Raw genomic sequence first — 21,774 nt, forward strand, 5'->3', positions numbered from 1 at the left:
GCCGGTTAGCGGGTATGAAGGGCTGCGAGCAGTCCATCGACCGGTTGAAAACGGATGTCCAGTTCGGCGAGCAGGACGCTCTGCATGTCGCGGCGAAACGGGTCGAGCCATGTAGCGGGCGACGATGCATCGGCGTGCGCGCGGCGCAGGCGTTCGAAGTGCTTTCCGAGCAGCGCCGGGATCTGCGCGAGCAGACCGCGTTCGCGCGCAGCCAACGCCTGTTCCATCGCGGCATCGACGACGGCGAGGCGCGCGAGGTCCGGCGAGCATGCTGCCAGCGCCGAACGCAGGCGCGCGCGCAATGCGCCGATATCGGTTTCCATCGTCTGTTGCAGCGATACATAGCGATGACGCAGCACCGCGTAATCCACCGGTGCCTCGGAATCCGCCGCATGATGACGCCGGTTGCGCCGCGCGATTTCGGCGTGCTCGTCATGCGTGAGCGCCTTGACGAGTGCCGCACGAACGCGCGTGCAGGCGGTTTCCTCGGCGTGCTCGTCGATCCGTGCGGACGATGCCGCCGGTTCGGCCGTCAGCGCGGTCGAAAGCGCGATCGCGTCCGTCCACCCGAGCCACTGGCTCAGGCGGTCGGACAGCGAAGATAAGGGTTGTCGAACGTCGGATTCGGCCATGTGCGCCAGCAGGCGCACGAGCGCCGGGCCGCCGAAAGCCGTGCGCGTCGGGGCTTGCACGATTCCACCGTTTTAGGAAAAAGCCGCTAGTTTACACGGCGCGGAAGAAGTATCGCCCGCGCGGGGTAAATGCCCGGGCGTTCAGGGCGCTTTCGCGGGCATGAACTCGAACGATGGCGTCGAAACGAAGTTGCCCGACGTTTCGCCCGAGAAAACCTGTCCGCTATCGATGGTCAGTTTCATCACCGGTGCGCCGGGCGCGAGATTGAGCTTCTTGAGCGAGACCCAGAAGGTATCCGGCCGCGTGGCCGAATCGAAGTAATAGACCATGTTCTGCTGGTCCGCCACGGTGCGCCAGATCGTGGAAGACAGGTTCGGCTGATCCGGCGTCGAGATGCCGAGCGGCACGCTGACCGCGCGCATCACGCTCATGACGCTCGCCACGGCCTGATTCGACGGCGACTGCTGCGGCACGCCCGCCATGTAGTTCGGGTCGGCCTTCTTCGGAATGGCATCCAGCAAGAAGGATGCACGCACGAAGCGGTCCGCCGCGCGGTTCGTGCCCGGCAGGAAGCCCGCGCCGCCCACGCTTTTCCAGTACGTATCGATGGCGAGCTGATCGTCGTAGATGGGCGAGTTGGTCATCACCTTGTACTTCTTGCTTTGATGAATCAGCAGCTTGCCGTTGAGATATTCGAAGATGGCCGAGTCGCCATGCGCATCCGACAGCGACAGATGGATGGTCAGCGGCTTCCCGTTCGGCAAGGGCGGCGCGATGATCTGAAACGGCTCGCGGCTCATCACATAGACCGCTTGCGCCACGGTCGCGAAGTTGTCGAGCGCGTATTGCGCCCACAGGCTGATGGACATCGGATCGCGCTTCGGGTCGGGTTTGCCGTAATCCGTTTCGGCCAGATAAAGCGCATTGGCGACGAGGCCGCGCTCGTTCATGCCATCCACGGTGCCGATTTCATAACCCGACACCACCACGCTGCCGTACTTCGATTTCCACTTGATGGACCGCGGTCCCGCGTTGCCATCGCGTTCGATGCCCGCGGGCATCACCCAGAGATTGGAGCGCATGTCCTCGGACCAGTCCATCGAACGGCCCGTGATGACGAGGCCCTTGTCGCCCACATACAGCGCGCGCGTGCAGGCAAGCGCGAACGAAGTGGACAGCAGCATGAGCATGAACAGGCAGGCGAGTCTCAGGCGCTTCAATTGCATGACGTCTCCAAAGAATCAGCTACAGGGTATCGTTTTCATTCTTCGTTCAGTGGCGGCAGCGCAGGCCGTTTGCGAAACAATGCGCGGTGCCATCGGATGCGTCTTTTCAAGCGTATCGGCGATGCCGCTTCGCTCGCGCCGCCCGGTGCGTAATGCGCGGCGACCTTGTGCGCGAGTTCGCTGAGTTGCGGGTCGTCGTTCTTTGTCACGCTTGCCGAGTCACGCGTGCGGGCATCCTTCCATCGATACCACGCGGGTGCCACGCGTTGCATGATGCCGCCGCGCGCCGCGATGCGCAATGCGCGCCATGCGGCTTGTTCGCTTTGCGCGCGACGTTGGCGTGCGGCGGACCATCGGTGGATCATACGCACTGCCTGAAATCTTGCGCGCGGATAGGCCCACACGCCGAACAAAACGCCTGCCAGCGCGATGCACGCCATCACGAGATCGCGCGCGCTGAAGTAGATCACAGTGTGACGCGCGATGCCGCCCAATGCGTCCGCCGGAATCTCCCACAAGGGCTTTTCGTGCGCGGCGCGCGCGTTGAACGTGACGGCGGGCAGTTGAATCGTTTCGCGTTTTTTCGTTGTTGTGTTCCACCATTCGATGGTGAGCGGCGGAAGCTCGAAATGTCCGCGCCTGTTCACGACATAAGTTACGGTGTCCGTGCGCTCGCCTGCCACGAACTCATTGCGATTCTGCGTGATGTCGCGCGTCGCGGGCGGCTTCGCGTAGCGGCGCAAGCCTTCGATTTCACCGAACGCGATAGGCGGAATCTGCATGGCTTCGGTGGCATCCGCGCGTTGCGTGACGATGCGCGTGATCGTGTTGCCGACTTCGAGCTTGTCCGCGCGCTCGATACGCTGCGTCGCCGTGACGTTGGGCGCGGGGAAGAACGTCGTCATGTTTTCCGCGCCGGGCGGGAGCGTCGCGGTCAGCGTCAACGGCGGCGTGTTCTGGGTGACCGGCGTGTCCATGCCGCCCGGATGCAGCACGATTGCGAATGGCGGCACATCGAAACGGCCCGCCGTTCGCGGCACGATCCGATACGCGCGGCTCACGCCGAACCAATGCACGCCGTCGATGGTTTCGTTGAGGTTCTGCGCATCGTCGTCGGGCAGCGTGACGAAGGCATCGTGCAAGTCGAACAATGGCCAGTCGGGCGCGGCGGTGAACCATGTCGTGGTGAGCGCATCGACGACGAGCTTCACGGTGCTGCCCGCCACCACCGGTCCCGATGGTTCGAGATGAGCACGCAGCATGACGCGTGGCGTATCGTCGGCGAACGCGGTTGAACATAACAACATCAGGACGATTAGCAAGCGCATCATGGCGGCGCTCCCGCTTCCTGTTCGAAGCGTTGATGCAAGAACACCGCAGGCGATGTGTTGAGATTGCGCATCCACGTATCTTCGGCGGGACGCGCTTCGTTCGTGACGACGCGTTCTCCGTTCTTGCTCTTGCCTTTCTTCGTGTCGATCTGATCGGGCTTTTCGTTCGACGTTTCGTTGTTTTCGTCGTTCTGCTTGACGATGAGCCGACGCACGACTTCGCGATTCGCCAACGCTTCCGCGAAATTAGCGCGACGTGCAAGCGCGTTGTCGTAAGCCTTCACCGCGCCCGCATAGTCCTGCAAATGCGCGAGCGTGTTGCCGATATAGAAGTCCGCTTCCGCACTATCGATGCGCGAGAACGTTTCGAGTGCGCCCGCATCGTCGCCCGCGAGATATTGAGCGCGGCCCTTCCACATGAGATTGTCGAAGCGCGCCGCCGCGCCTTTGTAATCGCCGTGCTCGAACAGCAAGCGCCCTTGTTGATCGTGCGTCGCGAAAAGATCGATCCATGCGAACGATGCAGCTTGCGCGTGTTGCGTTGTGGTCATGCACGTCAAGCCGAGCAAAACGCAAGGCAGCCACTTCACGGTCCATCCGCGTCTGAAGCCATATAGCGCGATCAGCAATAACGGCCACGTCAGCCAGTAACCGCTCTCTTTCCAGCGCGGCGCGCGGCGTGCTTCCTGCGCGGCTTCGAGATAGACCTGCGCGCGTGCGCGTACCCAGTCGATGTCGTCATCGTCGGGACGCATGCTGGCGAGCGGAATCGATGCCGCCTGCGTGATCTTGCGAATCGCAGCTTCATCGAACGTGCCGATGACGGGATGGCCTGCGTCATCCATCAAAGGTTCGCCGTTCGCGTTGCGGATCGCGCCGCCGTTTTCAGTGCCGACTGCCAGCCACAGCAGTTGATGTTTCGATTGCTTCGCCATGCTGATGAATGCATCGGTGCCACTCGCATCGAAACCATCGCTCACGAAAACGATGGTTCCGGCGCTTGCCTCGTTCTCGTCCTTCTGCAACACGCGTTCCGCGATAGCTAAACCCGCCGACGCGTCATGCCCGTCGCGCGGCATGAGCGTGGGCGTCAATGCAGGCACGTAGAGCTGAAGCATGGCCGGGTCTTCGGTCGGTGGCACCACCAGATGCGCGCTCGATGCGAACACGATCAGCCCCGTGCGTGCGCCCTTGCGCGCCGACGCGAGATCGAGCACCTTCTGCTTTGCACGTTCGATGCGGCTCGGCGCGATATCGCTGGCATCCATCGAACGAGCAAGCGACAGCACGATCATGAGCGGCGCGCGGTCCTGATCGAATGGCGGACGCTCCTGTTGCCATGCCGGACCTGCTGCGGCGAGCGCGCCGAGCGCGATCAGAACCGCAAGCGTGTGAATGGGTTGCACGCGTCGGCGCGCGGCATTGTTGACGATGAGATGTTCGAGCAGATGCGGCGCGATGATATTGCGCCAACGCGCGCGGGTATCGTTGCGTCGATACCAGACGATGGGAAGCAGCAGCGCGGGAATCAACAACAGCAGCCACAGCGGCCTTAGAAAATGGAATGCAGTGAGGTCGATCGCCATCTCACGCCTCGCGTTCTTCGAGCGTCGCACGACGTGGCGCACGCATCAATGCAAGCAGCCAAGCGCATACGTGGTAAAGCGTGAGCATCGCCAATGCAACGCCGAGCGGTAACCAATAGAACTCCGTTTGCGGGCGATACACTTCGCGGCGCACCTTCTCCGGCGTCATCTTGTCGATGGCGGCATACACGCCGGCCAAATCCGCTTCGCTGCCTTGCGCATGAAACGCGCGGCCGTCCGTGGCCTGCGCGAGTTGTGAGAGCGCATCGAGATCCACCTTGTCTTCGCCCTCGGTGCCCGGATCGCCGATGCCGATCGTATGCACGACCACACCGTGCCGCTTCGCGATACGCGCGGCCTGCAACGGCGGAATCGCGCTGGCGGTATCGTTGCCATCGGTGAGCAGCACGAGGACTTTCTCTTGCGCGGGCGTGTCGTCCGTCATCTTGACAGCGAGACCGATTGCATCGCCGATGGCGGTACGCGGCCCCGCCATGCCAATGCGCATGGCGTCGAGCAAGATCAGCACGCTGTCGTGATCGAGCGTGAGCGGTGCTTGTGGATAGGCCGAATCGCCGAACACGATCAGCCCGATACGATCGCCCTTTCTTCTCGCGATGAAATCCGCGACCACGCGCTTTACCGCGCTCAAACGGTCCATGCGTTCGCCTGTAGACGGATCGATGAAATCGCGCTCGCTCATGGATTGCGACAGATCGATGGCGAGCAGCAGATCGCGTGCGGGCATGTCGCGCGTGACCGGCGGTTCGACGAACACGGGCCGCGCCGCCGCGATCAACAGCATGATCCACGCGAGCGGCATCAACACGCGCATGAGCCAGTTGCGGCGCAAACGCACGCCGCCAGGTGACGGCGTTTCTCCGGCGGCCTCGGCCATTTCCTTGAAGAACGGCATGCGCACCGCCGTCGTGGCCGAGCGATAAGCAGGCACTAACCACCACATCAGCACGGGCAGCGGAAGGAGCGTGAACATCCACGGAAACTCAAACTTCCACATGATGATGCTCGATCCACTCGCGTGCTGAATGTACGAGACGTTGCGCTTGTTTTTGTGAAACTGCGTTCAGACGGTCGCGCGGCGCATAGGTCGATGTGTAGAGCAACGTGGCGTCTTCGTCATCGAAGGTGTTGTGCGTGCGGCGCAAGAACGCGATCCACGCCGCTCCGCTCAACGATGCAATCTGCGCACGCGGCGCGGCGGCAAGTGCCGTGCGTTTGATGAGCGGCGCGATATCGGCCAATGCCGCGTTGTCCTGCTTTTCCAGCTTCGTTTCGATCATCGCGAGTTCGGCGAGCGCCTCGCGCCGATACCGCGCGCATTCGTGACGACGCCATGCGCGCCACGCTAACAGCATCGCAATAGCTAACAAGATAAGCGCAATGATCAGCCATCCTACCGTTTGCGGCGAATACGGCACGGGCGCGGGCAACGGCAATTCGCGCAGCGTTGGCGTGAGATTTGGTGCAGTCATAAACCACCGCCTTGCAAGCGTCGCGGACGATCACCGAACAAACGCCGCACCTGATCCACGACCGGTTCCGCAGTCGAGATGGCCATCAACGGAACACCGCTTGCGCGCAACAAGGCCGCGACTTCCGCCGCGCGTCCCTTGAACAAACTGGCGAGCGGTTCGCGCACACGTTCGTTGTCGATCCGCAATTCAACTTGCAGATGCCCTTCGCTCACCACCAATGCGCGATGCTCGGGCATGCGCTGCCAGAGCGGATCGAACACGAGCGCGGCAATCACATCGTTATGTGCCGCAAGCTGGCGCAGCAGCCTGCGCGTGCGTTCGTCCGCGCCCGCGAAATCACTGACGACGCATATCAGATGATCGTGTCCCGCGATCTGCAACACGCCCTCGAGCGCCGCGTTCAGTTGCGCGTAATGCGTGCGTGCGGGACTGTCGGCGGCGAGCGCCCGATTCATCCGCACGATGGCGCCGAACAGCATATCGATGCCGCTTCGACTGCGACGCGGCCGCACGGGCACCACGGCATCATCGCCGAACACGACGCCGCCCACGCGGTCGCCTGCTGCAAAACCCATCCATATCGCAAGCGCCGCGACTTCCGCAGCGACCACCGACTTGAACGCGCGCGTCGAACCGAAGAACATGCTCATGCGCTGATCCACGACGACGAGCACAGGCCGGTCGCGTTCCTCGGTGAACACGCGCACATGCGGGCGTCCGGTACGCAGGCTCACGCGCCAGTCGAGATGGCGAATGTCATCGCCCGGAAGATAGCCGCGCAGTTCCTCGAAATCGAGTCCGCGACCGCGCAGACGCGAGGCATGACGTCCCGCGAGAATGCTCGAACCGGGCGCGGGCGCAAGATAGCTCAGGCCGCGTGCATGTAGTTCGAGCCGCGCGAGATGAGCGGCATCGACATAGACGGTTCCTGCGGTATCCTGAACATCCGGCATTCTTCGGACCTCCGGTTTCAGGCCGGCACGGCGACCTTCTGCACCAGCCGGTCGATCACGCTGTCCGCGCTCACGTTGTCGGCGCGGGCATCATAGGACAGAAGCAGGCGGTGTCGCAGCACGGGATGAATCACGGCGCGCACATCATCGGGCGTGACGTAATCGCGTGCATCGAGCCACGCATGCACGCGGCTCGCGCGATCCAGACCGATTGCGCCACGCGGACTCGCGCCCACATCGATCCAGCGCGCGAGATCGGCGTCGGGCGAATCGGCGTGAGTGTGACGCGTGGCGTTGACGAGCGCGACGATGTATCGATCGATGGCATCGGCTACCGCCACGCGACGCGCTTCGTCGCGCGCGGCGAATATGTCTTGCTGCGAGAGCGTATCGGACACCGACTGCGTGCCTTCGCTTTCACGTCGAAGCAAACGCAGCACATCGCATTCGCTTTGCGGAGACGGATAGGTAATCAGTACCTTTAACAAAAACCGGTCCATCTGCGCTTCGGGCAGCGGATACGTGCCTTCCTGCTCGATGGGATTCTGCGTCGCCATCACGAGAAAAAGATCGGGCATGGCGTGCGTGGTGCCCGCCACGGAGATTTGCCGTTCTTCCATCGCTTCGAGCAGCGCGGCTTGTACTTTCGCGGGCGCGCGGTTGATTTCATCCGCGAGAATCAGATTGCCGAAGATCGGGCCGGGCTGGAATTGCAGCATGCGTTCGCTGCCGGATTGCAGCAGCGTCTCGCCGCCGGTGATGTCCGAGGGCAACAGGTCCGGCGTGAACTGGATGCGCTTCATGGTGGCCGCGAGCCGCGCGGCAATGGCCTTCACCGTGCGCGTTTTGGCGAGGCCTGGAAGGCTTTCGAGCAGGACGTGTCCATCCGCGAGCAAGGCGATCAGGATTTGCCGCACGACCGCTTCCTGCCCGACCACGGCTTCCCCGATGCTCGCCTCGAAACGCAGGATGGTGTCGCGCATGGCCTGCCCTTTCACGATGAACTCAAGCATTCATGACGCTCAAAAATACTGGAGCCGTGCGCTTTCGTCAAAGCCACGCGTCATGCCGCGACACGAATGTGCCGACAGTCCGCAGAAAATGATTGATAACGCTGAACCGTTCGTATATTGGTGGCACCGATGACTGCGCGGGAGGGGGCGGCAATGAAGCGCGAATCGATCATGCGTAAGCACGTGCAAGCCTCGAACGCCGCGCGCCGCTTCGGTGCGTGGGCGTTGGTGTTGATCCTTTGTCCGGCGCTGCTGGGCTTTGCGATCAGCCGCGCGACGAGCGAACCGGCGAGACCGCAGGCGGTCAAGATCGTGCTCGGCAATGGCGCGAATGGCCCGAAGGAGATGGCGTGGATTCCCGCCGGTGAATTCCTCATGGGCAGCGACAGCCGCATGGCGCAAGCGAACGAGCGTCCCGCGCATCGCGTGCGCGTGCATGGCTTCTGGATGGACACGCATCATGTGACGAACGCCGAGTTTCGCCGCTTCGTCGCCGCGACCGGCTACGTCACCACCGCGGAAAAGAAACCCGACTGGAACACGCTCGAAGTGCAGTTGCCGCCCGGCACGCCGCGCCCGCCCGACAGCGCGCTCGTGCCCGGTGCGATGGTGTTCGTCGGCACACCCGAGCAAGTGTCCTTGCAGGACTATTCGCGCTGGTGGCGCTTCGTGCCGGGCGCGGACTGGCGGCATCCGCAAGGGCCGTCGAGCAACATCGACGGGAAAGACGATTATCCCGTTGTTCAAGTGTCCTTCGACGATGCACAAGCCTACGCGAAGTGGTCAGGCAAGCGTTTGCCGACCGAGGCCGAATGGGAATATGCGGCGCGCGGCGGTCTTGAACAGGCCACTTACGCATGGGGCGACGATTTCGCGCCCAACGGCAAGCAAATGGCCAATGTCTGGCAGGGACAGCAGGCGCAGCCCTTCCCCGTGGTGAGCGCGAAGGCGGGCGGTGCGGCGGGCACGAGCCGCATCGGCACGTTTCCGGCCAATGGCTACGGGCTCTACGACATGACCGGCAACGCGTGGCAATGGACTGCGGATTGGTATCGCGCGGACCAGTTCCGGCGTGAAGCGGTGGCGGGCGGTGTCATCGACGAACCGAAAGGGCCGCGCGAATCGTGGGACCCGGCGGACCCCGGTGTGCCCGTGCAGGCGCCCAAGCGCGTGACACGCGGCGGCTCGTTTCTATGCAACGAGGCGTATTGCCTGAGTTATCGCCCGAGCGCGCGGCGCGGCACCGATCCTTATAACAGCATGTCGCATCTGGGCTTTCGTCTGGTGATGGATCGCGATACGTGGGAGAAAGAAGCGCGCGCAAGCGGGCAGACGGCGGTCGCCGCGCGTTGATGCCCGAATCGTTATCCGATTATTTCGTAAAACTGATGAAGCAGACGATGGGCCATTCGTCACAGGGGTGACATCCATGAAGAAGCCTGAATCACGACGTTTTCGTGCGCTCATCGGCGCGCTCACTGCGCTCACGGCGCTATGCGTGCTGATCGTGCCGCCGCTCGTATCTACCGCGCAGACGCCGAACAATGCGAAGCCTGCCGCTGCGAACAAGCCGGCACAAGCACCAGCGCCCGCGCCCGCTGCGCAGAACAATTCGAACGGCAAGAAGCCAAATATCCTTGTCATCTTCGGCGACGATATCGGGCAGACCAACATCAGCGCGTATGGACGCGGCGTGGTGGGCTACGAGACGCCGAACATCGATCGGATTGCAAACGAAGGCATGCTTTTTACCGATTACTACGCGGAAAACAGCTGCACAGCGGGGCGTTCGACGTTCATCACCGGTGAAGTGGTGTTGCGCACAGGCTTGTCCAAGGTCGGCATTCCGGGTTCGAAGGTTGGCTTGCAGGCGCAGAACGTGACCATTGCGGAAGCGCTCAAGCCGCTCGGTTACGCCACCGGGCAATTCGGCAAGAACCACCTGGGCGATCGCGACGAGTTCCTTCCGACCAAACACGGCTTCGACGAATTCTTCGGCAACCTGTACCACCTGAACGCGGAAGAAGAACCGGAGCGTCCGTACTATCCGAAGAACGATACCGCCTGGGTCAAGGCCAATTCGCCGCGCGGCGTGATTCATTCCTTCGCCGATGGCCGCGTGCAGGACACCGGCCCGCTCACCACCAAACGCATGGAAACCATCGACGATGACACCACGCAAGCCGCGATCGATTTCATGCAGCGTCAGGTGAAGGCCAGCAAGCCCTTCTTCGTGTGGATGAACACCACGCGCATGCACTTGTTCACGCATGTGCGGCAATCGATGCAAGGTCAAAGCGGCATGCCCGGCAACGAATACGCAGACGGCATGATCGAGCACGATGGCGATGTCGGCAAGCTGCTCAAGGCCGTGGACGATCTGAACATCAAGGACAATACCATCGTCGTGTACACCACGGACAACGGGCCGAATCAGTTCTCGTGGCCGGATGCAGCAACAACGCCGTTCCGCAGCGAGAAGGACACCAATTGGGAAGGCGCGTTCCGCGTGCCCGCCTTGATACGATGGCCCGGCCATATCCAGCCCGGCTCCATCTCGCGGCAAATGATGTCCGGCCTCGACTGGTTCCCCACGCTGCTCGCCGCAGCGGGTGACGGGAATATTTCGGATCGCTTACTTAAGGGCGCGGCTATCGGCGGGAAGACGTTCAAGGTGCATCTGGATGGCTATAACTTCGTGCCCTATCTCACGGGTCAGGCGAAGGAAGGTCCGCGTCACGAGTTCTTCTATTTCAACGATGACGGCGTGCTGGTCGCCATGCGTTACAACGACTGGAAGATCGTCTTCTGCGAACAGCGTCTGCCGGGCGGCTTTCAGGTGTGGGCGAATCCGTTCACGTGTTTGCGCGTGCCGAAGCTATTCAACTTGCGCATGGACCCGTACGAACGCGCGGACATCGTGTCCGACCAGTATTACGACTGGGTGACCAAGAACGCCTATCTCGCGCAGTACGGTGTATCGAAGGTCGAGCCGTTCCTGCAGACGTTCAAGCAGTATCCGCCGAGTCAGCGGCCCGCGAGCTTCAGCATCGATCAGATGACGGAGGCGCTGGAACGCAGCATGTCGGCGACGAGCAAGTAGGCAGCCCATGAGCGCAGCGCGAGTCGAGATCAGCGGCCGTATTGAAGAGGCGATGCCAAGCACGCAGGCCGTCTGGCCGATGCTCATGCTGTTCCTCTCGGGCAGCGCGGCGCTCGTGTATCAAGTCGTGTGGGTGAAGCAACTCACGCTCGTGGTTGGCGTCGAAGTGCATGCGGTCACGATTGCGATCAGCGCGTTTTTCGCGGGGCTTGCGCTTGGGGGTTATGGCTTCGGGCGGCTTGCGGATCGCAGCGCGCGGCCGCTTTTGCTTTATGCGGCGCTCGAAGTCGCCACGCTCGTGCTCGGCATTTGCACGACGCGCTTGCTTGGTCATTCGGCGGCGGCGTTTGTCGCGCTTCAGGCGTCGTCCGGGCCGTTGGCGTGGGTGCTTCCGTTCGCGCTCGTCGGCGTGCCCGCCATCGCGATGGGCGGCACGTTGCCGGTGCTTGCGCGTGCGCTTGGGCCATCGCGTGGCGCGCTGGGTTCGACGGGCGGAAAGCTCTACGCAGCCAATACGGCAGGCGCGATTCTCGGCGCATTGCTGCCCGCGTTCGTGTTGATTCCATGGCTCGGCGTGCAGGGCAGCGCGTTCGCGGCAGCCGCGTTGAATGCGATGGCTGCGCTCGGCGCATGCGTGCTTGCGGCACCGGCGGATCGCGCGCCCGAACGCGGCGGTGCAGGACATACCGATGCCATCGCGCTCGGCCTCTATGCCATCGCGGGCGGCATCGCGCTTGGCTATGAAGTGATCTGGACGCAGGCCATCGGCCAGTTCATCAGCACGCGCAGCTTCGCGTTTTCCGTGGTGCTCGCGACGTATTTGTTCGGATTGGCGTCGGGCAGCGCAATCGGGGCGCGCTTCGTCGAGCGCATCCGCGATGCATGGAGCGCCTTCGGCATGCTGATTGCGTTGGCAGGACTGGCGGCATTCGCAGGCGTGGCGTGTGCGGGCGGCTGGCTCGTCATAGCGCAACAACACGTCTCCGCGCTGGCGCTGTCCCTCACCGGCAATCTGCTCGTCGCGATGTGCGCGGGCTTCGTCGTCGCGGCCTGCGCGATCGTCCTCGTGCCGACGATGCTGCTCGGCGCGGCGTTCCCCTTCGCGCTGCGCATGGCGGCATCGCATGATGGAACACCCACGGCAAGCGGCATCGCCAGCGACATAGGCCGCGTAAGCGCGTGCAACACGGTGGGCGGCATCGCCGGGACGCTGTTCGCGGGTTTCGCGCTGGTGCCGTCGCTCGGCGTGATCCGCGCGCTCGGCGTGCTCGCGGTCGCGGCGTCGTTGATCGGGCTGTCGGCGGCGTTGTCAGGCAGGGTTGCGCACAAGGCGGGCATCGCGGTTTGCGCGGGACTGGCGGCGCTAACGGCGCTCGCAGTCGTGCTTACGCCTTCTGACCGCCTCGGCCAGCAACTCGCGCAAGCCCACGGCGGCACGCTCGCTTACTACGAAGAAAGCGCGGGCGGCACGGTCGCCGTGCTGCGTCAACGCTTCGCACGCCTGTACATTCAAGGCGTGTCCAATTCCGGCGATGCGATGACTTCACTCCGCTACATGCGCCTTCAGGCTTTGGTCCCGCTGATCGTGCATGGCGAAGCGCCGCGTTCCGCGCTCGTCATCGGATTGGGCACGGGCATCACGGCGGGCGCGCTGCTCACGTGGCCGGACTTGCAGACGCGCCGCGTTGCCGAACTGCTGCCAGCGGTGGTGCGCGCATCGTCGAGTTTCGAGGGCAACTTCGGCGCGAACGCCGATCCGCGCATGGACATTCGCATCGCGGACGGACGGCGCGAACTGCTCGCGCACGACGACCGCTACGACATCGTGACGCTGGAACCGCCGCCGCCCTCGGCTGCGGGCGTCGTCAATCTGTATTCGACGGATTTCTACCGGCTCGCGGCGCGGCGGCTGAACGCGGGCGGCATCGCCGCGCAATGGCTGCCGCTCGCGACGCAGAACGAGGCGCAGACGCGCTCGCTGATCCGCAGCTTCGTCGAGGTGTTTCCGCACGCGGCGCTCTGGACCACCGAATTCCACGAGATGATGCTGGTCGGTTCGGACGCGCCGCTCACGCTCGATGTGCCGCGCATCCGCGCCCGTTTCGCGCAGCCGGAAGTGGCGCGGGCGTTGCGCGAAGTGGGCATTGCATCGCCGGAAGCGTTGCTGGCGAACTGGATCGCGGATGGTCCGTCGCTCGCGTACTACGCCGCCGAAGCGCCGCCCGTCACGGACGATGATCCGCGCATCGAATACGCGCCTTGGGTGACGGCGGATGCGTTCCCCGCGACGCTCGCGCATTTGCTCGCGTTGCAGAGCGAACCGCCGCTAACACACGCCGACGCAAACTTCCTCGCTGGACTGCAAACCGAACGCACCACGCTTCGAACGTTCTATCGCGCAGGACTCGACGCCTATCGCGGCGACCATCGCGCATGGGGCGAGAACATCCGCGCCGTGTTGAACGCGGATGCCGCGAATCCGTATTACCGCTGGGTGCTCGGCGCGCCCGATTGAAGACCGAACGCGCGCGGAAGTCGGCTAAAACGCCACCGTCGCCGTCGCCATGAAGGTCTTCGTGCTCTTGAGACGATTGGTGCTCGTGATCGACGGAATCCAGCGCACGCTCGCCGACAGCGGCGTCTTGCCCGCCAGCCTCGTCTCATACGTGACGATCGGCCCGAGCGTGAAATCGTGTCCGACGAAGCCATCGAGCCGGTCGGCAATCGGCCCGCTGTCGTTGCCAAGCTGCTGCACCGTGCCCATCACGATGCCCGCGCCGACGCCGTTCGAAAAGCGCTTCAGGCCCATCACATCCAGCGTGAAGAGCGGCGCGTTCTGGTAATCGGTCCCGTGATTGCGCGTGTAGAACTGAAGCCCGAGCACGGCATCGAATTCGAGGTTGTACTTTGGCACCAGCTTCGTATAAGCGATCTGCGGCACGAAGGTCCACGTATTGAGGCTCGGATTAGCGAGCGCGCCCGCTTCGTAATTACCGGTCGGCGCCCAGAAGTTGAAGCTCAGCGCGATGTGATCCGTCTTTGTGATGTGATACCCCGCCACGATCGGCGTGAAGTACATGTCGTAGAGATTCGACGCGCGATCGCTGACCGTCGTCGTCGCCCGACCGACGGCGAAATTTCCGCGCGCCTCGTCCCATACATACGGCAACGTGATGGCCGAAGCGAAATCCCAGCCGCCGAAGCCGCCCCACGTGCGCATGAGCGTGGCGAGCGTGAACGCGACCTGCCCTTCCAGTCCGATCGATGCACGCCCGCCGATCGGCACCTGACGCCCGCCGGAGATCGTGCCGTCGAGATACAACTCCTGAAGGCTGGCGATCCATAGCTGCGAATCCGGCACGACGCCCACGCCGGACAACACGCTCGCGCCCGCGACCGGACGCCCGATGCCGCCTTCCGTCGCGCGCGCTCCATTCGATGCCGCGGCCAGCATGCCGCACATCAGCATCGCCATGCCCTTGCTGCGCTTCATGCCGTCACCTTGTTCGGATCGCAAAAACTCGCGAGGTGAACTCATCAATATTGAAGTCGGCGCTGTTTGTAAAGCGCACATCGACTTCATAAGCACGCTGATCGTATGGGTCAAATTTACTTCAATAAATTTAATGGCGGTAAGGGGTCAGGATTTATTGCCGACGGTCGTTAAGAGACTCAGGAAGGGCTCGCGCACGTTTGCGCCGCGTCCTCCACCGACACGCATGTTTGGAGAAAAAAATGCGGAAATATACTGAGAGAATCCGTCGCACCGGCGCGCGGGTGGTCGCGCTGGGCGCTTCGCTGGCCATGATCGGCGCGGCTCCGGTGGCTTATGCCGCCAGCCCCAAAACGACGACCTTCACGGTCTCGCTGACCATCCAGGCGGATTGTTCCATCACGGCTACGTCGCTCGACTTCGGGACGACCGGCCTCATCACGTCGAATATCGACCAGACGACCACCATGAATGTCGTGTGCAGCAGCGGCACGGCGTACAACGTGGGTCTGGACGGCGGCTCGGTGAGCGGTTCGACCGTGGCGACACGCTTGCTCGGCGGCTCCGGCTCGCCCGTTCCCACCGTCAATTTCGCATTGTTCCGCGATGCCGCGCGCACCCAGAACTGGGGGCAAACGGTCGGCACGGACACGCTTTCGAACACCGGCAGCGGCACCGCGCAAACCCTTACCGTGTATGGCCGCGTGCCGCCTCAAACCGCTCCGGCGGCGGGCGCGTACTCGTCGACCATCACGGCGACGGTGACCTTCTAAGGACGCGACGATGCCGACATTTCGCCTCATGCGGCGCACGGCGGTCAGGTGCGTCGCGGCAGCTATGCCGTTGCTCGCCGCCGCCCACGCGCACGCCGGATCGCTCCAGGTTTCGCCGATCCGCGTCGATCTCTCGCCGGAGCAGCCCGCGGCGGTGATGAAGCTGCACAACCGCGGCACCGAGCCGATCACCGCGCAGGTGCGCGTGTTCGGCTGGTCGCAGACGCTCGACGAGGACAAGCTCGACGACGCCCAGCGCATCGTCGCGAGTCCGCCGATCATCACCATTCCGGCGGGCGGCGATCAGACCGTGCGTATTTTGCGCACGAGCAAGGACGCGCCTTCGGGCGAGGAAACGTATCGTCTGCTCGTCGATGAGATTCCGCAGGTTGAGACCGCGCGCACGACCGGCGTGCGCATGCAGTTGCGCTATTCGGTGCCGGTGTTCGCGACCGCGAACGCCAACGGCCCGACGCCGAAGGTCGACTTTTCGCTTCAGCACATTCCGCTCGATGGCGCGTCGCCCAGCACAGGGTCGCCCACGCGTCTCGTGTTGCGCGCCGCCAATGCGGACGGCGAGCATGCGCAGTTGAGCCAGGTGCGCATCGAGTGGGCGGATGGACGCATCACCGAAGTCGCGCCGGGATTGCTGGGCTATGCGCTCGCGCATGCCACGCGTCAATGGCCGGTCGCCGATGCGGTGGCGAGTGCTTCCGCCGCCACGGTGCATGCGATCGTCAACGGCTCGCCGGTCACGGCACGCATCACGGTGGACAGCCCGATCGTGGTTTCGTCCGCGAAGTAGCGCGACGTGAAGCGGGCGAAGCACAGCGACGGCTCCCGACCGGGCCGGAAGCCGACTCCTGCGCGTTCGCGCAATCGTTGGCCATCGCGCTGGCCGGCTCTGGCCGCCAGCGCGACGCTTTCGCTCGCCGTGAATGCGGCGTGGGCGGCCTCTGCGCCCGCTTCTCCGGCCGGTGCCGCAAACGTTGCCGCGCCCGCGTTGTATCTCGAAGTCGTGGTGAACGGTACATCGACCGAGCAGATCGCCCAGTTCTTCATGGACCACGGAACGATTCTCGCGCGCCCCGCCGAGTTGGCCGAAGTCGGCATTCTCGCGGGCAGCGCGCCGGTCGATGCACAGGGCCGCGTCGCCCTCAACGCGATTGCTGGTCTCACCTACGACTACAAGCCGAACGAGCAGCGCCTCGACCTGCACGTGACGGACGCCCAGCGCGTGCCCTCCATGCTCGGCGACGCGCCCATGCGCCGACCGCTCACCGCGACCGGCACCGGCGCGCTCATCAATTACGAATTCACCGTGCAGCCGCAGGACGGCTCGCGTTATGCGCTCTACAGCGAGGAACGTCTCTTCTATCCGGGCGGCACGTTCAGCAACACGGGCACGGCGTATCGCTATGGAAACAGCACCGGCTACACGCGTCTGGATACCTCGTGGCGTCATTCCGATCCGGCCACGCTCGTGACCACGCGCGTTGGCGACACCATCAGTTCGTCGCTTTCGTGGACGCGCGCGGTGCGCCTCGGCGGCGTGCAGGTTTCGCGCGATTTCTCGCTGCGCCCGGACCTCGTGACCTATCCGGTGCCTTCGCTCAACGGCTCCGCCGCCGTGCCGACCGCCGTCGATCTGTACGTGAACAACGTGCGGCAATACAGCGGCAATGCGCCGTCCGGCCCGTTCGTCGTGAATGCCGTGCCTGCGGTGACGGGTGCGGGCGAAGCGACCATCGTCACGCGCGATGCACTCGGCCGCAACGTGATGACGACCGTCCCGCTCTACATGGATTCGCGTTTGCTCGCGCCCGGCCTCACCGATTTTTCGATGGAAGCAGGCTTCGTTCGACGCAACTACGGCAGCGATTCGCTCAACTATGGCGAACCGTCGCTGTCCGGGTCGATGCGGCGCGGCATCGTGCCGATGCTCACGCTCGAAGCGCACATGGAAGCCACGCGCGGACTCGTCAATCTCGGGCTGGGCGGGCTGATTCGCGCGGGCGCGGCGGGCGTGGTGAACGTGTCGGCGGCGGCGAGCACGGGTCATGTAAACACGCCGATGCCGGCTTACGCGAATGTCTATCTCTACGGTCAGACTAACAACGTTCCTTCTTCGACCACGACGACGACTTCCGGCACCGGCGTGCAATTGAACGTGGGCTGGCAATACCGCGCGCCGTTGCTTTCCATCGATCTTCAGGCGCAACATGCCACCTCGCGTTACGGCGATCTCGCGTCCAGCGAAGGCACGCCCGTGTCGCGCACCAGCGAGCGCGGGACCATCGCCATGCCGTTTCGCGTCGCGAACGTGCCGGGTTCGGTGAGCGCGACGTATGTGGGCATCGACGATCCTTATTCGGGACGCTCGCGCATTGGTTCGCTGGCGATGTCATCGACCATTGGCGGGCGCGTGGCGGCATCCGCGAGTCTTTACCACGACTTCGGCTCGACGCATAACACCGGCTTGTTCGTCGCCTTGTCGATGCCGATTGGCGGCACCATGAACGCCAGCGTGTCCGGCGGTTTCGACCAGCATTCGCCGATGCTCAACGCGTCGATCTCGCGTACCTCGGACTTCGACGGCGGTCTTGGCTGGCAGGTTCAGGGCGGCGAGCAAGGCGGCAACACAGTGGGACTCGCGCAGGCGAACTATCGCGGCCGTTACGGCGATGTGATCGGCTCGGTCTACGAAAACCGCGGGCGCACCTCGACCGAACTCGACGGCTCCGGCTCCATCGTGCTGATGGCGGGCGATGTGCTGGCGGGGCGTCGCATCGACGAAGCCTTCGCGGTGGTGGATACGAACGGCGTGGCGAACGTGCCTGTGCTGCACGAGAACCGGCTGATCGGCACGACCAACGGCGCGGGGCATCTGCTGGTGCCGAATCTGCTGGCTTACGATTCGAACCATCTTTCCATCGACCCGCTCGGTTTGCCTGCGAGCACGTCGATCAGCGCGACGAACCTGAACGTGTCGCCGCAGGCGCGCGCGGGCGTGATCGCGAAGTTCAGCATCGAGAGCTTCAGTGGCGCGCAACTGAAGCTGATCGACGAACGCGGCCAGCCGCTTGCGCCCGGCGCGCGTGCGACGGTGGCTGAAACTGGCAAGCAATATGTCGTGGGGTACGACGGGCTGGCGTTCATCGACGATCTCAAGCCGAAGAACCATCTGCTCGCGCAATGGAACACGATCGAAGGCAGCCGCGCGTGCGAACTCGATGTGGCGTTCGCGCCTTCGGCGGAACATGCGCTGGATACGCTGGGGCCGTTCGTCTGCAAGCGGGTGGCGCAATGAACGTTGCTTTTCGTCAGTTATATAGCGGTCAAAATTAAGAGTTTACTGGTGGGAAGATTGGTCCGTTTTCCTAATAATTCAGGTGGGTTTGAAGCACCCACAGTGCCCCACACGCACTGCTTATGCCCCGCCTCATGGCGGGGCTTTTTTTCGTTTGTAGGGTGGGAAGCGAAGTTTGATAGGGGAATTTGTTATGTCAGCAAGACGGGAGCAGGTACAGGCCTGCGTGCTTGTTCAAACTGCGATCTCAACAGAACACGCCACTGTTTTATACTTGGCTTAAGCTCGCTGGGCGACGGATCGAGCACGCTGGTTTTGAAGCCGGGCAGCGCATTAGAATCAGCGTTGAACGGGGGCGGCTCACCATTACGGCCGAATGACCGAAAGGCCGCTTCAGCGGCCCTTTGCATCTACGAAGCTTCTTCCATGCACTTCTCCTCAAGCAAAACTACTTCCTTAAGGGCAGCGTGGCTCCTGAATATATCTTTTATGTGTTTGCACTTGCTTAACTTGTCAGCATTCTTTCCACCAGTAAAACACACACTCACAAGCGTCTTATATTTATTCTTCTCGTCGACCATCCTTGCTCACCAGAAATATAGTTATCTGCTATCTTAAATCTATCTGCAAACAAACCCTTATATAAAAGATAAATTCCGAAATATTCACTGTCGTGCTCCACAAACTCCATGTCCAGACACGAATCAAAAATGTTTCGAATCTCTTCTTTCTCCTTCCCAGTACCGTATGTTAGGAAATACGATTTCCTCATCATTAGCCCCCACACCTTCCCGAAATACGAATTCCAAAGAAATTCTTTGCCTTAGCATCATCAGTTGAAGCAAAAATCATCGCATTAACATCTCTGCCACCCGATAGCCTTGACATTTTTTCCGACGTGCCACTAATTTCTAATGCTTTGGCTGCATCACTTCCCATTTCAATGGGGCCGGTGCGACCACCTTTAGTTAGCCCTAAGCTTTCGGCCTTAGAATACAAAGCAGGCTGTATCACGGCCACATCAAAATCGCTCACTCGTCCATAGTCAAAAGCTTTCCCTGTGCGAAAGCTAGAACCTGAGGCTGCGCTACCTTACATATATGAAACGGCGCCGGCGAATCCATCTTTGCCAAATCCGGCTTGGAGCGCTTGGCCAAACTGCCTAATTGGCCGAAACTCTTAAATCCAAAAGATGTGCCACATTTCAGCCCAAGCGGATCAACCCATTGCACCAGATTGAGAGCGTACTGGAACGCGTTGAATCCACCCGCCAGCCCAATCGGATCTTTGCTAACAAACCGCCCCGTCTGCGGATCATAGTACCGATGTCGGTTGTAATGCAGCCCCGTCTCATCATCTGCGTACTGCCCTTGGAAGCGCAGCGGATTACTGATCCCCGCCCGACGCGCCGCTTCACTGATGACTTCCTTCGCCGCGCCCCACGCCCGATACTGCGCACTCCACGCCATCTCCCCACGACTATCCGTGATCTCCTGCGGCGTGCCCAGATGATCGCACTGGTAGTAACCGATCTCTGCAAACGCTTGTGGTTCAGGCGCATCCACCCACAGCGGATCTCGGTCGATGTCGTATCGTCCCGCGTAGTCCGGTTGCGCGTGCAATGTGATCGCGCCATCGCGACTCGCCTGCGCCAGCGGCACGAAACTGCCCGGCTCATACACGTAATGCGTGGTGCGTCCCCGACCACTCTCCCACGCGAGCGTATCGCCATCCCAGCCGTAGAGCGTCGCGCCTGAACTCGATGATTGCTTCAAGATGCGTCGTCCCAACGCATCGTAGAAGTATTCGACGTTCGCTTTCACGCTGCTCGAACGGGTCATCCGATCAAACAGATCCCAGCGATACTCCGTCTTCTCACCCTGCTGCACGCGACGCGCGAGATTGCCGTGGGCATCGTATTCATAGTGCGTGCCGGCGTACTCTTTCAGCAGATTGCCGAGCAGCGCGGGCGAGCCCTGCGCGCGGTTCGCATAGCCGAGCGTGCCGCGTATCGGATCGGCCGCGACCGGGCGTGTGTGCGTTTCATCGAGCAGATTGCCCGCAGGGTCGAAGGCGAACACTTCATGACCCAGCGTGCTGAGTGCGCCCAGCAATCGACCTACCGGGTCATAGCGATACTCAAGACTGCCGCGACGCTGATCGCGAATCGAGGTCAACTGGCCCGCGCCATCGTAGCGATACTCGCGCTTCATCAACTGCGCGCTGCCCGGCGTAGTCTCGCGCGAATTCGTGAGCTTCTGCAGTTTGAGGCGCCCCACGGAATCGTATTGCTGATGCTGCGTGAGACCATTGCCCTGCAGCCGCCCGATCTCGCGATGAAGATCGTCCCGCTCGATCTGCACCAGTTCCTTACATCGAGCAGCACGCCGTGTACGTGACCCGTGCCGTAACTTGATGCCGATGAGTGCAATGTCATCAAGGAACTGATTGACGGGATGCTGCTCAAGCACGAAGCGCAGCGGCTTTCCATGCGAGCAAATGAAGCAGGCAAGCGGTAATCGAAGCGCGGGCCGCGAGTGCGTCAAGACTCGCGGCTGCTGACCACCACCAACTCATAAGGGAGTTGACTATGGCTGATGCCAATCTTTAAGCACGCCCTACCCGTCATGGAACGATTCGCGACCATTCAGCAGTCATGGAGCGAGAACCGCAACTGGTGGGGCAAGCCGTTTTGAAAATGCACCAATGCGCCACTTTATCCGCGGCTCAAGCTTGCCGGACGATGGATCGAGCCCGCCGGATTTGCAGCAGAGCAACGCGTGAAGATCAATGTTGAACACGGGCAGTTGATCATTTCCACCGAATGAACAAAGGACTGCGCGAGCGGCCCCTTCGT

19 protein-coding genes are annotated in these 21,774 nt (G+C 62.5%); 8 read left to right on the forward strand and 11 right to left on the reverse strand.

Annotation, left to right across the window (positions count from 1 at the left end; genetic code table 11):
• Nucleotides 1–5: 5 nt before the first annotated feature.
• The 8 genes from ACZCWR_RS23915 to ACZCWR_RS23950 form a co-directional block, all read right to left on the reverse strand.
• A complete protein-coding gene (locus ACZCWR_RS23915; protein WP_487306127.1) occupies nt 6–695 on the reverse strand; it encodes a DUF3348 domain-containing protein in 690 nt (229 codons plus the stop codon).
• A 78-nt stretch (nt 696–773) separates the two neighbouring features.
• Nucleotides 774–1,859 carry a linear amide C-N hydrolase gene (locus tag ACZCWR_RS23920; protein ID WP_487305533.1) on the reverse strand — a complete coding sequence of 362 codons (1,086 nt, stop codon included), beginning with the start codon at nt 1,857–1,859 and terminating at the stop codon, nt 774–776.
• 35 nt (nt 1,860–1,894) lie between these two features.
• Nucleotides 1,895–3,190 (reverse strand): hypothetical protein, encoded by a 1,296-nt coding sequence (locus tag ACZCWR_RS23925; protein ID WP_487305534.1) that lies wholly within the window; start codon nt 3,188–3,190, stop codon nt 1,895–1,897.
• Nucleotides 3,187–4,776, reverse strand: coding sequence for a VWA domain-containing protein (locus ACZCWR_RS23930; RefSeq protein ID WP_487305535.1), 1,590 nt, complete (start codon nt 4,774–4,776; stop codon nt 3,187–3,189). The genes ACZCWR_RS23925 and ACZCWR_RS23930 overlap by 4 nt, the downstream gene beginning before the upstream one ends.
• A 1-nt stretch (nt 4,777) precedes the next feature.
• The gene (locus ACZCWR_RS23935) at nt 4,778–5,794 is read right to left on the reverse strand and encodes a vWA domain-containing protein (RefSeq protein WP_487305536.1); all 1,017 of its coding nucleotides are present in this window, start codon (nt 5,792–5,794) and stop codon (nt 4,778–4,780) included.
• Nucleotides 5,781–6,269 (reverse strand): DUF4381 domain-containing protein, encoded by a 489-nt coding sequence (locus ACZCWR_RS23940; RefSeq protein WP_487305537.1) that lies wholly within the window; start codon nt 6,267–6,269, stop codon nt 5,781–5,783. The genes ACZCWR_RS23935 and ACZCWR_RS23940 overlap by 14 nt, the downstream gene beginning before the upstream one ends.
• Nucleotides 6,266–7,225, reverse strand: a complete 960-nt coding sequence (locus ACZCWR_RS23945; protein ID WP_487305538.1) for a DUF58 domain-containing protein — start codon at nt 7,223–7,225, stop codon at nt 6,266–6,268. Before ACZCWR_RS23945 ends, ACZCWR_RS23940 begins: the two co-directional genes overlap by 4 nt.
• Before the next feature lie 17 nt (nt 7,226–7,242).
• Nucleotides 7,243–8,238, reverse strand: a complete 996-nt coding sequence (locus ACZCWR_RS23950; protein WP_488876511.1) for an AAA family ATPase — start codon at nt 8,236–8,238, stop codon at nt 7,243–7,245.
• Between the two features lie 153 nt (nt 8,239–8,391).
• On the opposite strand from ACZCWR_RS23950, the gene ACZCWR_RS23955 reads away from it, so the two are divergent.
• The 3 genes from ACZCWR_RS23955 (at nt 8,392) to ACZCWR_RS23965 (ending at nt 13,856) form a co-directional block, all read left to right on the forward strand.
• A complete protein-coding gene (locus ACZCWR_RS23955) occupies nt 8,392–9,591 on the forward strand; it encodes a formylglycine-generating enzyme family protein (RefSeq protein WP_487305539.1) in 1,200 nt (399 codons plus the stop codon).
• Between the two features lie 76 nt (nt 9,592–9,667).
• Entirely contained in the window at nt 9,668–11,341 is a 1,674-nt protein-coding gene (locus tag ACZCWR_RS23960) for an arylsulfatase (RefSeq protein ID WP_487305540.1), read from the forward strand.
• A gap of 7 nt (nt 11,342–11,348) precedes the next feature.
• Entirely contained in the window at nt 11,349–13,856 is a 2,508-nt protein-coding gene (locus tag ACZCWR_RS23965) for a fused MFS/spermidine synthase (protein ID WP_487305541.1), read from the forward strand.
• 24 nt (nt 13,857–13,880) lie between these two features.
• Here ACZCWR_RS23965 and ACZCWR_RS23970 read toward each other — a convergent pair whose 3' ends face one another.
• Nucleotides 13,881–14,834 carry a SphA family protein gene (locus ACZCWR_RS23970; RefSeq protein ID WP_487305542.1) on the reverse strand — a complete coding sequence of 318 codons (954 nt, stop codon included), beginning with the start codon at nt 14,832–14,834 and terminating at the stop codon, nt 13,881–13,883.
• A gap of 311 nt (nt 14,835–15,145) precedes the next feature.
• Here ACZCWR_RS23970 and ACZCWR_RS23975 point away from each other — a divergent pair, with 311 nt between their 5' ends.
• The 4 genes from ACZCWR_RS23975 (at nt 15,146) to ACZCWR_RS23990 (ending at nt 19,297) form a co-directional block, all read left to right on the forward strand.
• Nucleotides 15,146–15,607 carry a Csu type fimbrial protein gene (locus ACZCWR_RS23975; RefSeq protein ID WP_487306129.1) on the forward strand — a complete coding sequence of 154 codons (462 nt, stop codon included), beginning with the start codon at nt 15,146–15,148 and terminating at the stop codon, nt 15,605–15,607.
• Nucleotides 15,608–15,617: 10 nt separating this feature from the next.
• The gene (locus tag ACZCWR_RS23980; RefSeq protein WP_487305543.1) at nt 15,618–16,412 is read left to right on the forward strand and encodes a fimbrial biogenesis chaperone; all 795 of its coding nucleotides are present in this window, start codon (nt 15,618–15,620) and stop codon (nt 16,410–16,412) included.
• Between the two features lie 6 nt (nt 16,413–16,418).
• Nucleotides 16,419–18,917: a fimbria/pilus outer membrane usher protein gene (locus tag ACZCWR_RS23985; RefSeq protein ID WP_487305544.1), complete on the forward strand. Its 2,499-nt coding sequence runs from the start codon at nt 16,419–16,421 to the stop codon at nt 18,915–18,917.
• A gap of 230 nt (nt 18,918–19,147) precedes the next feature.
• Entirely contained in the window at nt 19,148–19,297 is a 150-nt protein-coding gene (locus ACZCWR_RS23990; protein WP_487305545.1) for a SymE family type I addiction module toxin, read from the forward strand.
• A gap of 394 nt (nt 19,298–19,691) precedes the next feature.
• On the opposite strand, the gene ACZCWR_RS23995 is transcribed toward ACZCWR_RS23990, so the two are convergent.
• Together ACZCWR_RS23995 and ACZCWR_RS24000 are read right to left on the reverse strand one after the other, a co-directional pair.
• Nucleotides 19,692–19,952: a hypothetical protein gene (locus ACZCWR_RS23995; RefSeq protein WP_487305546.1), complete on the reverse strand. Its 261-nt coding sequence runs from the start codon at nt 19,950–19,952 to the stop codon at nt 19,692–19,694.
• Nucleotides 19,949–21,280, reverse strand: coding sequence for an RHS repeat-associated core domain-containing protein (locus ACZCWR_RS24000; protein WP_487305547.1), 1,332 nt, complete (start codon nt 21,278–21,280; stop codon nt 19,949–19,951). The genes ACZCWR_RS23995 and ACZCWR_RS24000 overlap by 4 nt, the downstream gene beginning before the upstream one ends.
• A gap of 384 nt (nt 21,281–21,664) precedes the next feature.
• Here ACZCWR_RS24000 and ACZCWR_RS24005 point away from each other — a divergent pair, with 384 nt between their 5' ends.
• Nucleotides 21,665–21,745: a SymE family type I addiction module toxin gene (locus tag ACZCWR_RS24005; protein ID WP_487306130.1), complete on the forward strand. Its 81-nt coding sequence runs from the start codon at nt 21,665–21,667 to the stop codon at nt 21,743–21,745.
• Nucleotides 21,746–21,774 lie beyond the last annotated feature (29 nt).

Source organism: Caballeronia sp. A2-2, assembly GCF_057612605.2.

Excerpts from the sequence above, each read along its gene's own strand:
- ACZCWR_RS23920 (WP_487305533.1), bottom strand. The coding sequence starts at position 1,859 with ATGCAATTGAAGCGCCTGAGACTCGCCTGCCTGTTCATGCTCATGCTG.
- ACZCWR_RS23925 (WP_487305534.1), bottom strand. The coding sequence starts at position 3,190 with ATGATGCGCTTGCTAATCGTCCTGATGTTGTTATGTTCAACCGCGTTC.
- ACZCWR_RS23930 (WP_487305535.1), bottom strand. The coding sequence starts at position 4,776 with ATGGCGATCGACCTCACTGCATTCCATTTTCTAAGGCCGCTGTGGCTG.
- ACZCWR_RS23935 (WP_487305536.1), bottom strand. The coding sequence starts at position 5,794 with ATGTGGAAGTTTGAGTTTCCGTGGATGTTCACGCTCCTTCCGCTGCCC.
- ACZCWR_RS23940 (WP_487305537.1), bottom strand. The coding sequence starts at position 6,269 with ATGACTGCACCAAATCTCACGCCAACGCTGCGCGAATTGCCGTTGCCC.
- ACZCWR_RS23945 (WP_487305538.1), bottom strand. The coding sequence starts at position 7,225 with ATGCCGGATGTTCAGGATACCGCAGGAACCGTCTATGTCGATGCCGCT.
- ACZCWR_RS23950 (WP_488876511.1), bottom strand. The coding sequence starts at position 8,238 with ATGCTTGAGTTCATCGTGAAAGGGCAGGCCATGCGCGACACCATCCTG.
- ACZCWR_RS23955 (WP_487305539.1), top strand. The coding sequence starts at position 8,392 with ATGAAGCGCGAATCGATCATGCGTAAGCACGTGCAAGCCTCGAACGCC.
- ACZCWR_RS23960 (WP_487305540.1), top strand. The coding sequence starts at position 9,668 with ATGAAGAAGCCTGAATCACGACGTTTTCGTGCGCTCATCGGCGCGCTC.
- ACZCWR_RS23965 (WP_487305541.1), top strand. The coding sequence starts at position 11,349 with ATGAGCGCAGCGCGAGTCGAGATCAGCGGCCGTATTGAAGAGGCGATG.
- ACZCWR_RS23970 (WP_487305542.1), bottom strand. The coding sequence starts at position 14,834 with ATGAAGCGCAGCAAGGGCATGGCGATGCTGATGTGCGGCATGCTGGCC.
- ACZCWR_RS23975 (WP_487306129.1), top strand. The coding sequence starts at position 15,146 with ATGATCGGCGCGGCTCCGGTGGCTTATGCCGCCAGCCCCAAAACGACG.
- ACZCWR_RS23980 (WP_487305543.1), top strand. The coding sequence starts at position 15,618 with ATGCCGACATTTCGCCTCATGCGGCGCACGGCGGTCAGGTGCGTCGCG.